The sequence below is a fragment of the Hyphomicrobium sp. genome (genome assembly GCF_009026145.1).
Taxonomy (GTDB): Bacteria; Pseudomonadota; Alphaproteobacteria; order Rhizobiales; family Hyphomicrobiaceae; genus Hyphomicrobium_A.
The window spans coordinates 1-13,024 of record NZ_WBUE01000039.1 but is presented as its reverse complement, the minus strand read 5'-3'; the positions used below and the strand labels follow the sequence as shown (position 1 = coordinate 13,024).

Genomic DNA, 13,024 nt, shown 5'->3' with positions numbered 1-13,024 from the left:
CTCAGCCGCGCTCCAATGCTTTGCGGACCTCGTCGTGGTCCGAGAACGGGAGCACCTTGTCGCCGACGATCTGCCCGGTTTCGTGACCTTTGCCGGCGACGACCAGCACGTCGCCCGTCCCCAGCATGGCGACGCCGGCGGCTATAGCCTCGGCGCGGTCGCCGATTTCCTGCGCCCCGGGGGCGGCGCGCAGGATTTCGGCGCGGATCGCCTCCGGCTTTTCGGTGCGCGGGTTATCGTCGGTGACAATGACCACGTCCGCCTTCTCGACGGCAATGGCGCCCATGATCGGCCGCTTGCCCTTGTCGCGGTCACCGCCGCAGCCCATGACGCAGATCAGCTTGCCGGTCGCGAACGGCCGCAGCGCGTCGAGCACCGCGGCAAGCGCCTCCGGCTTGTGCGCGTAGTCGACGACGGCAAGACCGCCGCGCACCTCGCCGATAATCTCCAGCCGCCCTTTGACGCCTTTGAGACCCTGCAGCGCTGGCAGCACGCGGCCAGCGACCTCGCCCGTGGCGATGGCAAGCCCGGCGGCGATGAGCGCGTTCGACGCCTGGTACTCGCCGAGCAGCGGCAGGCGAATATCGAACACGCGCCCCTCGTGGGCGACCGACATGCGCTGCGCGAAGCCCTCGCGCACCAGACGCTCGAGCTTGAGGCCCTCGCCGGTGCGGCCGACCGTGAAGACGCGGCGCCCGGCGTCCTCCGCCATCTCGATAGCGCGCTGCGCTCCGTCAGCATCAGAATTGATCACGGCCGTGCCGCCCTCCGGCAGCAGCTCCGTGAACAAGCGCAGCTTGGCGGCGAGATAAGACTCGACGGTCGGATGATAGTCGAGGTGATCGCGCCCCAGGTTGGTGAAGGCGGCGGCCTTGAGCAGCACGCCGTCGAGACGATGCTGGTCGAGGCCGTGTGAGGAGGCCTCGAAGGCGAGATGCGTGACGCCTTCGGCGGCGAGCTCGGCCAGCGTCTTATGCAGCAACACGGGATCCGGCGTGGTCAGCGAGCCGTAGACGGCTGTATCGCCCTTGATCAAGCCGATGGTGCCGAGCGAGGCGCTGTTGTGGCCGAGCGCGGCGTAGATCTGCCGCGTGAAGTCGGCCACCGAAGTCTTGCCGCTGGTGCCTGTTACGGCGACTGCCGTCTGCGGCTGCTGCAGCCCATAGAAGCGTGCCGCCATGAGAGCCAGCACGCGGCGCGGCTCGTCGGCTCGCAGCACCGGCACGTCACCGGCGCCGCTCACCTCCGCTTCCTGGCCGGCGAGCACGGCAACCGCCCCTTTGGCGACGGCGTCGCTGATGAAGCGCGCGCCGTCGGTCTTGCTGCCGGCAAGGGCCGCGAACACGAAGCCCGGGCGCACTTTGCGGCTGTCGGATGTGATGCCGGCGACTTCCACGTTTCCGGAACCAGCCGGAGCGCTAGCGTCGGCCCCGATGAGCGAGGAGAGGAGCATGTTTCTCCTAGTGTCCTGATCGCGAAATTCGTCGCCTCGTGCCGCAGATGTAGAACGAATTTCGCGATCTGAAGGACACTAGGCTAATTTAATGAGCCAGTGTGATTGAGATCGAAAAGTCCGCTCCTCTACCCAGCTGCGGATGATGTGGCGGACTTTTCGATCATCACACTGGTGCTGTGTGGAACTCAACGCCTCGATTGAGGCCTCGACGAACGGGCGTCACCGAGCTTCATATTTTGCGGGCGAGGAAGCGTCAAACGCCAGCCCCGATGCGCCCGGCGCGGTCGCCTGCGTGGGAAGCATGCCGAGCAATGGCCCGATGCGCGATATCACGCGGGCCACCGTCGGCGCGGCGTTGCGCGACGCCAGCACCTCCCCGGCGGTATCCTTTGTCGCCTTCGGCTCGAACAGAAGCACGAAGACGAGATAGCGTGGCTTGTCCATGGGGAAAGCCGCAAGGAACGAGGAGATCACAGCTTTCTCGCGATAGCCACCGGCGCCCGGTATCTCGGCCGTTCCGGTCTTGCCGCCGACGAGGTAGCCGGGCACCTCGGCGCGCTTGCCGGTGCCGGCCGCTTCGGCGACGTTGCGCCGCAGCAGGACGCGCATCTTCTCGCTTGTCGCGGCGCTGATGAGCGGGATCTCCGCCACGCCCGCATCGGCAGCAGGCTTGACGAACGTCGGAATCACCTTGCGGCCGCCGTTGACGATGGCGCTAGCAGCGGCGGCGAACTGCAGCGGCGCCATGGCGATGCCGTGGCCGTAGGATGCGGTTATCGTCTCGACCTCGCCCCAGCGCGGCGGCAGCTGTGGAGCAGCGACGCTGCCTGCCTCGGTCTTCATGCTGTCGAGCAACTGCATGTGGCGCAGAAATTCCTCGAAGCGCTGCGGGCCGGCCTGCAGTGCCAGCATCGCGGCGCCGACGTTCGAGGAATGCAGGAAGATCTCGGCCACGGTGAGCGGTCGGCGCAGCGGGTGCAGGTCCTTGATGGTGAAGCCGCCGGACTTCAGCTCGTTGCGCACATCGATGATCGTCTCGGGCGAGGCCAGCGCTCGATCGATCGCCATCGCTAGCGTCAGGGTCTTAAACACCGAGCCGAGCTCGAACGTGCTGCCGGCGACCTTGTCGAGGCGCTCAGGCTCCAGGCTCATGTTCGGGCGTGCGGGATCGACGGCCGGCAGCGAGGCTGAGGCCAGCAACTCGCCCGTCGTCACGTCGAGCACGATGCCTGCGGCACCCTTCGCCTGATAGCGATCGACGGCGCCGGCGAGCTCCGCTTCCATGGCGTGCTGCACGCCGATGTCGAGGGACAGACGCACCGGCGGTCGCTCGGCCAGCGTCGCGCCTTGCACGGATTCGACGCCGACCACCTCGTCGACGTAGCGCTCGATGCCGGCGACGCCCTTGTTATCGATGTTGACGTAGCCGAGCACGTGGCCGGCCAGCTTGCCTCCCGGGTAGGCGCGGCGCAGCTCGCGGCGGAAGTCCAGCCCCGGAAGGCCGAGATTGTGGACGGCCTGCGCCGTGCGCGGAGCCAGGCCACGGCGCACCCACACGAAGCGGCGGCTGCGGTCGCTCAGATCTTTGCGCAGCGCGGTACGGTCGAGATCGGGAAACACGACGCCAAGCTTCTCGACCACCTCGTCGCGATCGATGACGCGGGCCGGATCGGCGAACAGCGAGTAGGCCTCGACGTCGGTCGCCAACAGCCGCCCGTTGCGGTCGACAATGTCGGGGCGCGCGAAGCTTTGCGCCACCGTCTCGTTGAGGCTCGCGGACAGTTCCCCCTGGCTCGACATGGCGAGGCGCACGAGCTGCGCGCCGACGGCCAGGAAGGCGACGGCCATGGCGAGCGTGGCGATCAGCGTGCGCAACGGGCCGTTGGCGGCGCCCCGTTCGACCTCGCCGGGCTGTCCGCCGGGCTCCACGTCTGCGCTGGCCGGCGCCGCGTCCAACTCAATTCCCCTTCTTCTGGGAGGCCACGCTGCTGGGGGCCTGCGCGCGCGCCAATGCCGCTTCCGGCGTTGCGGCCAGTTGCTGCTCGGATGCGGGCCCCAGCCCCAGCGCGCGCGCCAAAGGCTCGATGCGCTCGGGTCGCCCGAGATGCGCGCGCTCCGCCTTGAGCACGGCAATGTCGCCGCGCGCCTTGTCGATGGCGCGCTCCTGCTCCTCGACGCGTGCCTCGAGCTGCCGCGTATCGTAGTTGCTCGAGTAGAGCACGACAGCGCTGGCCAGGGTCAGCATCAGCGCCCCCAGGATGACGATCCGCATCGAGCCCCCTCCAGCGTCCGCTGCTCTTGGCGAGACCGATGATTCACGCTTCGGACGGAAGGGTCCGAAGCGATCATGGTCTAGTCTCCGACCGAGGGCACCCCGAGCTCATCTTCGTCGAGCGGCCAGGCCGGCGCTTCGGTGCGCACCGCCGCCCGCAAGCGTGCCGATCTGGCGCGCGGGTTTACCTCGAGTTCTTCTTTCGAAGGAGTTAACGGACGCGGGTTAACAATCTCAAAACTCGGTACTTGCAATTTTATCGATTGCGGGGGCAGGTGCCGCGAAACCCGGGATTCCTTGCCCGCCCGCTCCTGCAGGAAGCGCTTCACGATGCGGTCCTCGAGCGAGTGGAAGGTGACGACCACCAAGCGTCCGCCCGGCTTCAGGCAGCGCTCGGCGGCAGCCAGGCCCCGCGCCAGCTCACCCAGCTCGTCGTTCACGTAGATGCGCAACGCCTGAAAGGTGCGCGTCGCCGGGTGGTGGTCGTCACCGCGCCGGCCGCCGACAGCGCGCGAGACGAGATCGGCGAGAACGCGGGTGGTGGTGATCGGCGCCACGGTCCGCGCCTTGACGATCGCTCGCGCGATGGCGCGCGAGCGGCGCTCCTCGCCCAGCACGTAGAGGATGCGCGCCAAGTCCTCCTCGTCCATCTCATTGATGACGTCGGCCGCCGACGTCCCCGACGCCGACATGCGCATGTCGAGCGGTCCATCGGATTGAAAGGAGAATCCGCGCTCTGCCTCGTCGAGCTGCATCGACGAGACGCCGATATCGAGCACGACGCCGTCGACTTCGCTTACGTCCTGCTCGCGCGCCACGATATCCAGTTCGGAGAAGCGTGATTCGATGACCGTCAGGCGGTCGGCGAACTCCTCGAGGAGCGGCTTGCCGCCGAGGATGGCGCGCGGATCGCGGTCGAGCGCCAGCACGCGGCAGTCCGCAGCTTCCAGAATGGCGCGCGTATAGCCGCCCGCGCCGAATGTGCCGTCGATATAGGTGGCGCCGTCTAACGGCCGGAGGCTGGCGATGACCTCGGCGAGCAGCACGGGGATGTGGCGCGCACGGCCGGGCTCAGTGAGCTTTCCCCCTGGCCGGCCACGCCCCGTCATCCCCGTGCTCCTTCGCTGCCGTCATCCTCCTCTGAGGATAAACGGCTCCCCGCGCCGAAGAGCTTGCGTGTCTGCTGGACTTTTTCCCGCGCGCGCTCGCGCCGCTCGGCGAAGCGCTCGGGGTTCCACATCTGAAACTTGTCGCCAAGGCCGACAAAAGTGACTTGGGTCGAAAGGCCGGCGTGCGCGCGAAGGCTTTCAGGAAGGCTGATGCGGCCGTCGCCGTCGATGGTGAGCACCTGGACGTCGCCGTAGAGCGCGACAGACAGCTCGTCGCGCTCGTCCGAATAGTCCGGCAGGCCCGCGAGAAGCCCGTCGATCTTTTTTGCAAGTCTCTCGCCGCCTGCATCGAGAGCCGGAGCTTCGAGCGCGGGGTAGCAGTAGACGCCACCGGCGCCTCCAGACGCATAGCCGTCGCGCTCGAGAACGGCGCGGAAGGGCGCAGGGATTGAGACCCGGCCTTTGGCATCGAGCTTGTTTGTGAATGTCGAGACAAAGCGGTCCATCCCCTCTTCGCAGCCTCGCGCACCACTCGAAAATCAACGCACTCCGAAGGTGTCCCTTCGCCTCTTTGCCGATGCACCGGCCGGGGGGCCGTGGCGGTCGCTCGGGGCCTCGAGCCCTCGATCAAGACCGGCGCCCAGCCACGGGACCCTGCCCGGTGCGGTCGGGCCACTATGGGATCGCATGGGATTAGATGGACGTCAATGGTTTGTTAACGCTTTTTGGTGGGGAGATTTGGTTGCAGAGGCTTGCCGACCAGCTCTCGTGAGACACCTTGCGCGGCCGCGTGTCGGCGCCTATGGCCCTGCTCGGGGCGACGCGAGCGGCCCGGCCGAAACCAGCGAGATCTGCAACGATGCGAATGCCTGACGTGCGCTCCATGTGCGCCATCGGCCTTTCCGGCCAATTGGGCCTCAACGGCCACCTTCCGTGGGAGGGCTTTCAGGGGCCGGAGTACAAGGAGGACGTCGCCAGCTTCTTCAACAAGACGCGCGGCCACGTCCTGCTCGCCGGGCCAGCTACCGCGCGCGCCGTCCCCGACTACGAGCGTCAGTTCATGACCATCGTCGAGCTGCGCTCGCACATGCATCCAGAGGAGACGCTGGCGAAGTTCGCCGGGCGCGTCGTGTACATCGGCGGTGGACCGCCGGTGTGGGACGTCTACGCCAAGTTCATCCGCCACTGGGACATCACGCGCCTCCCCTACGACGGGCCGGCGGATCGATGGTTCAATCCGAACTGGCTCGTCGCAGGAGGAAAGGGCTCGATGGCTGGCGCCTGACCTAGTAGCAGCAGCGGGCGCGGCGGCCGACGTAGTACGGACGCACGTAGCGCTGGCGCGGCAGATAGACCGGGCGCGGATAGTAGGTGTAAGCGGGCCCGACCACGTAACCGCAGCAGGCGCCGTACACGGGGCGCGGATAGTACGCGTAGGCCGGCGGCACGACGTAGACGACCGGAGGCCCGTAGTAGACCTGCGGGTAGAGCGGAGCGTAGTCGCGATACCAGCGATAGGCGCGCGCCGAAGCGTCGTCGGCGGTGGCGCCGAGGGCCGCCACGCCCGCCGTGGCACCAACGAGAGCGAGAAGCAATTTACGCATGAAGACCTCCATCAGCCGTCATGCAAAGCTAAGCGCGATTGCTTACTGCGGAATTGAAATTTACGAACGAAATCAATCGATAAGACGCCGAGAATTAAGACGCGGTTGGCGCCTGACCGGAAACGCTACGGTCGCGGGGCCTGGTCCTTCGCCATGCGCCCGCAACCGCTAATTTCGGGAAGGAATTTGCCAGCTGGCCTGTAAGCCGGGTTCTGTCTGGAGGCTCGCGCCTCCGCGACGGCCATTCGTCTGGGACGCCCATTGCTGAGCGCCTCGAGCAACCAACCCGGATGGCGGGTCTGAAGACGAGACCTGGCGCCGCTTATGAAGCGCGCCCGGCCATCCCTATTTGGTCTTGCTCCCGGTGGGGTTTGCCCTGCCGCGTCCGTCACCGGCCGCGCGGTGCGCTCTTACCGCACCCTTTCACCCTTACCTGGCTTAAAGCCCGGCGGTTTGCTTTCTGTGGCACTTTCCCTGGGGTCGCCCCCGGCGGCCGTTAGCCGTCACCGTGTCTCCATGGAGCCCGGACTTTCCTCCACCGGCGTTGCTTCGATGGGCCACAGACGCCCGCAATCCGGCAGCGGCCGTCCGGCCAGCTGGCATATGGAATAAGGGCCCGCGGGCCCTCCGCGTCAAGGGCGACGAGCGCCGACATGGCGTAATGTGCCGGCGATATGACCCCTCGAAAGTCCGACATGCGGCCTTCGCGCCCGACCTTCGTTTACGACGGCGACTGCGGCATCTGCCGCACGTGGGTCGACTATTGGCGCCGGCTCACCGGGGATGCGGTTGTCTATCGACCATACCAGGACGCGGCGGGAGACCTCCCCGAAATCCCGATCGAAGACTTCAAGCACGCGGTGCAGCTCATCGAGCCAGACGGGCAAGTTCCTTCGGGCGCTGCCGCGACCTTCAGGCTCTTGAGCTATGCACCGGCGCGCGGGGCGTGGTGGTGGGTCTATCGCACCGTGCCCGGCTTTGCGCCGTTGAGCGAATGGGCCTACAGCTTCCTCTCCCGCCGCCGCGGCTTGCTGGCGGGCCTTACGCGCACGCTGTGGGGCCGCACGCTCGAGCCGGAGCGCTACGCCCTCGTCTCCTGGCTGTTCCTGCGCGGCCTCGGCTTCATCTATCTCGCCGCCTTCGTCTCGCTCGCCCTGCAGATCCGTGGCCTCGTCGGGGAGGCCGGCATCCTGCCGCTCGGCGAATACCTCGACGCCGCGCGCGAGGGCTGGGGACAGATCGCCTACTGGCGCCTGCCGACGCTGTTCTGGCTGCACCAAAGCGACGCCGCGCTGATAACTGGCGCCATCGCCGGCATCGGCTTCGCGCTGCTGCTCACCTTCGGTTTCCTGCAGCGCACCGCGCTCGTCGCATTGTTCGTTCTCTATCTGTCGTTCATCTACGCTGGCCAGCTGTTCCTGAGCTTTCAGTGGGACATGCTGCTGGTCGAAGTGGGCTTTCTCGCCATCTTCCTCACCGGCGGCTCGCGCATCGTCATCTGGCTCTACCGTTTCCTGCTGTTCCGCTTCCTGTTCCTCGCCGGGCTCGTCAAGCTCGCCTCCGGCGATCCGACCTGGCGGCAGCTCACCGCGCTCGACTATCACTTCTTCACCCAGCCGTTGCCCTCGCCGCTTGCCTGGTACGCCGCGCAGCTGCCGCACTGGCTGCTCGCCACCGGAACGGCCGCGGCGCTGATCATCGAGCTCTTTGCCGTTGTGCTCATTTTCATGCCGCGCCGGCCGCGCATGCTCGCCGCCGCGCTGGTCATCCTCTTCCAGCTCGGGATCGTGCTCACCGGCAGCTATAACTGGTTCAACCTGCTGACCATGCTGCTGTGCCTGTTCCTGTTCGACGACCAGGCGCTGCGCCCGTTGATGGGTGAGCGCTTCGCTGCCGCCGTCGAAGCATTGGCGCCACGCCCCGGGCGCCCTGCAACGGCCCTGGCATCACTCGCTGCGATCATCGTGGTGCCGGCGGGATTGAACCTCGTCTATGCACCGCTCGCCGGCCGCAACCTGCCCGTCGCCGGCGCGATGACCGAGGCCTTAGCACCGTTGCTCATCGTCAATCCGTACGGCCTCTTCGCCACCACGACGACGACGCGACCGGTCATCGTCTTCGAGGGCTCGAGCGACAATCGCACGTGGCGCGAGTACGCCCTTCCCTATCTGCCCGGACCCGTCGCGCGCGCGCCGGCGTGGAACATTCCCTACCAGCCGCGCCTCGATTGGCAGCTGTGGTTTGCCGCCTACGGCAGCGCCGGCCAGCACCGCTGGATCGAGCGCCTGCTGCAGCGGCTGCTCGAGGGCAGCCCGCACGTGCTGGCGCTGTTCTCCGAGGATCATCTTGCCGGCGAGCCGCCCAAGTACGTTCGCGCCCAGCTCTATGATTACCGCTTCAGCGACGCGCGCTCGCACGACACAGCCCGCCAATGGTGGGAGCGGCGCCCCATCGGCACCTACTACCCATCCGTGTCGCTGCCCGATGTTCAGCGCGCGGCTGATCCCTCTAGCGCCGGGGGCGTTATTTCTCCGGCGTCCCCCGCGCCAGCGCTGCCATGAGCCGCAGCTATCGCCGCGCACGGCGGACCGCAATTGCTTGAAACGCGTTCCCTTTCGATGATAGCTGTCAAACCCGAAAGCTGAGCCCGAAGAGCTTCGAGGAAACGCCACAAATGAACGTACAGAGCGCGATCAACAGAGGGACCGCGTCCGGTCAAGCCCCCACCACCAATTCGAAAGTCCTGGCGTTCGTCGACGAGGCGAAGGCACTGTTCAAGCCCGAGAGCATCTACTGGTGCGACGGCTCGCCGGAGGAGTATCAGGCGCTGGTGAAGGCGCTGGTCGACGGCGGCACGGCGATCCGCCTCGATCCGGAGCTGCGGCCCAACTCCATCCTCGTGCGCTCCGACCCGCTCGACGTCGCCCGCGTCGAGGACCAGACCTACATCTGCTCCAAGTCGAAGGACGACGCCGGCCCGACCAACAACTGGTTCGACCCCGCGGAGATGAAGGCAACGCTGACCAAGCTGTATGACGGCGCCATGGCCGGGCGCACCATGTACGTGGTGCCTTACTCGATGGGCCCCATCGGCTCGCCCATCGCGGGCATCGGCGTCATGGTCACCGACAGCGCCTACGCCGTCGCCAACATGCACATCATGACCCGCGTCGGCGCGGAGGTGTGGAAGGCGCTCGGCAACTCGGACGACTTCGTGCGCGGCATGCACAGCGTCGGCTACCCGCTGCCGACCCCGACCACCGCCGACGTGCCCTGGCCGTGCAACAAGACCAAGTACATCTCGCACTTCCCCGAGACGCGCGAGATCTGGTCGTATGGCTCCGGCTACGGCGGCAACGCGCTCTTGGGCAAGAAGTGCCACGCGCTGCGCATCGCCACGGTGAAGGCGCGCGATGAAGGCTGGATGGCCGAGCACATGCTCATCTTGAAGCTCACCAATCCCGAGGGGAAGGTGAAGTTCGTCGCCGCGGCGTTCCCGTCGGCGTGCGGCAAGACCAACCTCGCCATGCTGGTGCCGACCATTCCCGGGTGGAAGGCGGAGACGATCGGCGACGACATCTGCTGGATGAAGTTCGGCGAGGACGGCCGCCTCTACGCCATCAACCCGGAGACCGGGTTCTTCGGCGTCGCCCCAGGCACGTCGAACGAATCCAACTTCAACGCCATGAAGACGCTGGGCAGCAACATCATCTATTCCAACGTTGCCCTCACCGACGACGGCGACGTGTGGTGGGAGGGCATGACGGCGAAGGCGCCCGAGCACCTCGTCGACTGGCTGCGCCGCTCGTGGACGCCGGCTTCGGGCCGCCCCGCCGCACACCCGAACTCGCGCTTCACGGCGCCGGCCGGACAGTGCCCGGTGATCGCGCCGGAGTGGGAGGACCCGAAAGGCGTGCCCATCGATGCCATCCTGTTCGGCGGCCGCCGCGCGACCGTGGTGCCGCTGGTCATGGAGGCGCTCAACTGGGCGCACGGCACCTTCCTCGGCTCCATCATGGCCTCGGAGAAGACCGCCGCCGCCGCCGGCAAGATCGGCGACTTGCGCCGCGACCCGATGGCCATGCTGCCGTTCTGCGGCTACCACATGGGCGACTACTTCGCCCATTGGCTGAAGATGGGCGAGAAGGGCGGCGCCAAGATGCCGAAGATCTTTTACGTGAACTGGTTCCGTAAGAACGCGGCCGGCAAGTTCATGTGGCCCGGCTATTCCGACAACAGCCGCGTCCTCAAGTGGATCTTCGAGCGCTGCGACGGCAAGGCGGCGGCGGTCGACACCCCGGTCGGCAAGCTGCCGGCGGACGGCGCGCTCGACACCAGCAACGTCAAGGTCGACCCCGCCGATCTCAAAGAGCTGACGAGCGTCGACAAGGATGGCTGGAAGGCGGAGCTGCCGCTCATCCGCGAGCACTTCGCCACCTTCGGGGCGAAGCTGCCGAAGGCTTTGGCGGACGAGCTCGCGGCGCTGGAGCAGCGGCTGGGCTGAGCGCGCTCACAATCACCGGGCACCACAAGAGGCCGCGCGGCTCCCCCGCGCGGCCTTACGCTTTCCGAGCTCGATTTGCACTCAAAAAACTTTGCGATCTAAACTCGCTCCAAGTGATTCGATGGAGCAATGGCCATGATAAAGATCACTGGCCTCGACAAGCTTGCAAGAACTCTCGACGACGCACAGAAGGCACTCAGTGCCCTCGATGGCGAGCTTTGCACGGTCCACTTTGATCCCAGTGATCCGAGTAGTATCGAGAGGGCAATTCAACAGGTGGAAGCGCTTATTGACGAGCGGGCCGGCAGATATGCGTCGAATCCGATCATCGCCCCGATCGTGCAAGGAATGAAAGAACAGTACCGCCAGAGCATCCTTGAGAAAGCCGCGGCCGCGCGGCTCAAAGGTACAGAACAATAGATGACGAGCTTCGTCGATATATTTGATCAAATAAACAACGCCGTCATAGACTTGCAGAGTGCAAACTTGCAGTCATACGAGCGTCCCCTTAAGTCCCTTGGCCGGCTCTTGCGACATCCGGAACTAAAGGCAGCGAATGAGACCTTGAGCAAAGACCTAGACCTGCAGACCTTTCTATCCAGGAGCGCTGAGACGCGGGGTAGCATGGTCGGCAGCGCAAGGCTCGCATGGCCGGATGATCACGAGCAAACGCTTGGCCTCACGCTCTTGCTTGTCGAGAAGTTCGCCGACAATCCTGACTACCTGGTCCAATTTGGCCACAGCTATTTCTATTCAGGTGTGAAGATAATTGGCGACATCCGTGCAGTCACTCAACAGCTCATCATTCCTTTCGTCAGGGACTATAAGACTTACGTTATGAACCACGGGAAAGTTCAGCCAAGGCTCACGGGCGCGCGCTCTAATAAGATCTTCATCGTGCACGGCCATGACGGCGAAGCTCGCGAGACAGTTGCCCGCTTCCTAGAGGGCATGGGATTCAAAGCAATAATCCTTCATGAACAGGCCAACCGCGGCCAGACCATAATCGAAAAGGTTGAGGCACACAGCGATGTGAGCTTTGCTGTTGTCCTCCTCACCCCCGACGATGAAGGCCGCAGTAATGGGGCGAAGCTAGAGCCTCGCGCACGACAGAATGTCCTTCTTGAGTTAGGCTATTTCATAGGCCGGCTTGGTCGTGAAAATGTGTGCACGCTCAAACGGGGCGAACTTGAAATCCCCAGCGACTTTGCCGGTGTGGTTTGGCAATCTATGGATCCCGCTGGGGCATGGAAACAGGGCCTTTGCAGGGAACTGGCGGCCGCAGGTCATCAAATCGATTGGAACAAGTTCGCTAGCTGAGTGATCGTTTGGTGAACCGCCACAGACTAACGGGCATGCTGTTACCCGCGCGGCCTCGAAGTTTTCGAAAGGGCCGCGGGCGGCTATGGCGGCGATGGTGCCGTTCAATTCGGCGATGCGCGCGTCGTATTTCGCCGTGAGGCAGGCGACATCGCTACCGCAATTCTCGCGCTCCTGCAGGAAGTCGCGCTGCGCGCCCAGCATGTCGCCGCGCTGGCCCATGGCGACGAGCGAGGTTGCCACCGCGTAGAGCGTCGCCATGCGCGCCTCGAGCTGCCCCAGCGCGTAGTTGCCGCACATGGTCTTCTCGGCGGCGCTCTCCGCTTTGGCGCAGTTCATGGGTGCGTAGTCGGCGGCCTGCGTCAGCTCCGGCATGAGCAACGCGGCTGCGGCCGCGACGGCGGGCATGAAGCGCATGGATCGTCCTCCCATCGGCAGGCCAAGATCGTACCCGTTGCCGCGCCGGAGCAGGTGCTGGGTCGAGCCGCGGTCGGCACCGGGCACGCCAAAGGCCGCGCAAACAATCGCGCGGCCTCAACTCGGCAGTTCACAAGACGCGGCGTCAGCCCGCCCTGCGGGCCTTGCGCGCGGCATAGCGCGCATCGCGCTCGGCCTTGCGCTGCGCCTCGAGCGCCGTCTGCTCCTCGGCCTCACGTATCTGCCGGGCTTCGCGCTCGGCGCGGGCCGCCAATTCGTCGGCGGCCGCCTGCGCGGCCTGGCGCTCCTGCTCGGCGCGGCGCGCCTCGGCACGTTCGGCGG

Annotated in this window: 12 protein-coding genes and 1 other RNA gene; 5 read left to right on the top strand and 8 right to left on the bottom strand. The window is 65.9% G+C overall.

Annotation, left to right across the window (positions count from 1 at the left end):
• Nucleotide 1 precedes the first annotated feature (1 nt).
• The 5 genes from F9K20_RS19845 to F9K20_RS19825 form a co-directional block, all read right to left on the bottom strand.
• Complete coding sequence (locus F9K20_RS19845) at nt 2–1,453, bottom strand: UDP-N-acetylmuramoyl-L-alanyl-D-glutamate--2,6-diaminopimelate ligase (RefSeq protein ID WP_291006086.1); 1,452 nt, start codon at nt 1,451–1,453, stop codon at nt 2–4.
• A gap of 222 nt (nt 1,454–1,675) precedes the next feature.
• Nucleotides 1,676–3,412 carry a penicillin-binding protein 2 gene (locus tag F9K20_RS19840; protein ID WP_291006083.1) on the bottom strand — a complete coding sequence of 579 codons (1,737 nt, stop codon included), beginning with the start codon at nt 3,410–3,412 and terminating at the stop codon, nt 1,676–1,678.
• A 1-nt stretch (nt 3,413) separates the two neighbouring features.
• Nucleotides 3,414–3,728 carry a septum formation initiator family protein gene (locus F9K20_RS19835; protein ID WP_291006080.1) on the bottom strand — a complete coding sequence of 105 codons (315 nt, stop codon included), beginning with the start codon at nt 3,726–3,728 and terminating at the stop codon, nt 3,414–3,416.
• 80 nt (nt 3,729–3,808) lie between these two features.
• Nucleotides 3,809–4,837, bottom strand: a complete 1,029-nt coding sequence (gene rsmH, locus F9K20_RS19830; protein WP_291006078.1) for a 16S rRNA (cytosine(1402)-N(4))-methyltransferase RsmH — start codon at nt 4,835–4,837, stop codon at nt 3,809–3,811.
• Nucleotides 4,834–5,343, bottom strand: coding sequence for a division/cell wall cluster transcriptional repressor MraZ (locus F9K20_RS19825; RefSeq protein WP_291006075.1), 510 nt, complete (start codon nt 5,341–5,343; stop codon nt 4,834–4,836). Before F9K20_RS19825 ends, rsmH begins: the two co-directional genes overlap by 4 nt.
• Before the next feature lie 359 nt (nt 5,344–5,702).
• Here F9K20_RS19825 and F9K20_RS19820 point away from each other — a divergent pair, with 359 nt between their 5' ends.
• Nucleotides 5,703–6,122, top strand: a complete 420-nt coding sequence (locus tag F9K20_RS19820; RefSeq protein ID WP_291006125.1) for a diacylglycerol kinase — start codon at nt 5,703–5,705, stop codon at nt 6,120–6,122.
• Between the two features lies 1 nt (nt 6,123).
• Here the strand turns inward: F9K20_RS19820 and F9K20_RS19815 are convergent, their stop codons facing one another.
• Nucleotides 6,124–6,441 (bottom strand): hypothetical protein, encoded by a 318-nt coding sequence (locus tag F9K20_RS19815; RefSeq protein ID WP_291006072.1) that lies wholly within the window; start codon nt 6,439–6,441, stop codon nt 6,124–6,126.
• A gap of 185 nt (nt 6,442–6,626) precedes the next feature.
• Nucleotides 6,627–7,041: RNase P RNA component class A (gene rnpB / locus F9K20_RS19810), an RNA gene on the bottom strand.
• A 95-nt stretch (nt 7,042–7,136) separates the two neighbouring features.
• Between rnpB and F9K20_RS19805 the strand changes: the two genes are divergently transcribed.
• The 4 genes from F9K20_RS19805 to F9K20_RS21390 all read left to right on the top strand — a co-directional run bounded on the left by F9K20_RS19805 (nt 7,137) and on the right by F9K20_RS21390 (nt 12,265).
• Nucleotides 7,137–9,002, top strand: coding sequence for a lipase maturation factor family protein (locus tag F9K20_RS19805; RefSeq protein ID WP_291006069.1), 1,866 nt, complete (start codon nt 7,137–7,139; stop codon nt 9,000–9,002).
• 113 nt (nt 9,003–9,115) lie between these two features.
• Nucleotides 9,116–10,945, top strand: a complete 1,830-nt coding sequence (locus tag F9K20_RS19800; protein ID WP_291006066.1) for a phosphoenolpyruvate carboxykinase (GTP) — start codon at nt 9,116–9,118, stop codon at nt 10,943–10,945.
• Between the two features lie 135 nt (nt 10,946–11,080).
• The gene (locus F9K20_RS19795) at nt 11,081–11,365 is read left to right on the top strand and encodes a hypothetical protein (protein WP_291006063.1); all 285 of its coding nucleotides are present in this window, start codon (nt 11,081–11,083) and stop codon (nt 11,363–11,365) included.
• A complete protein-coding gene (locus F9K20_RS21390; protein WP_367115851.1) occupies nt 11,366–12,265 on the top strand; it encodes a TIR domain-containing protein in 900 nt (299 codons plus the stop codon).
• A gap of 562 nt (nt 12,266–12,827) precedes the next feature.
• Here F9K20_RS21390 and F9K20_RS19785 read toward each other — a convergent pair.
• Nucleotides 12,828–13,024, bottom strand: a 197-nt coding sequence (locus F9K20_RS19785; RefSeq protein ID WP_367238433.1) for a DUF6481 family protein, incomplete at its 5' end; no start/stop codon positions are given.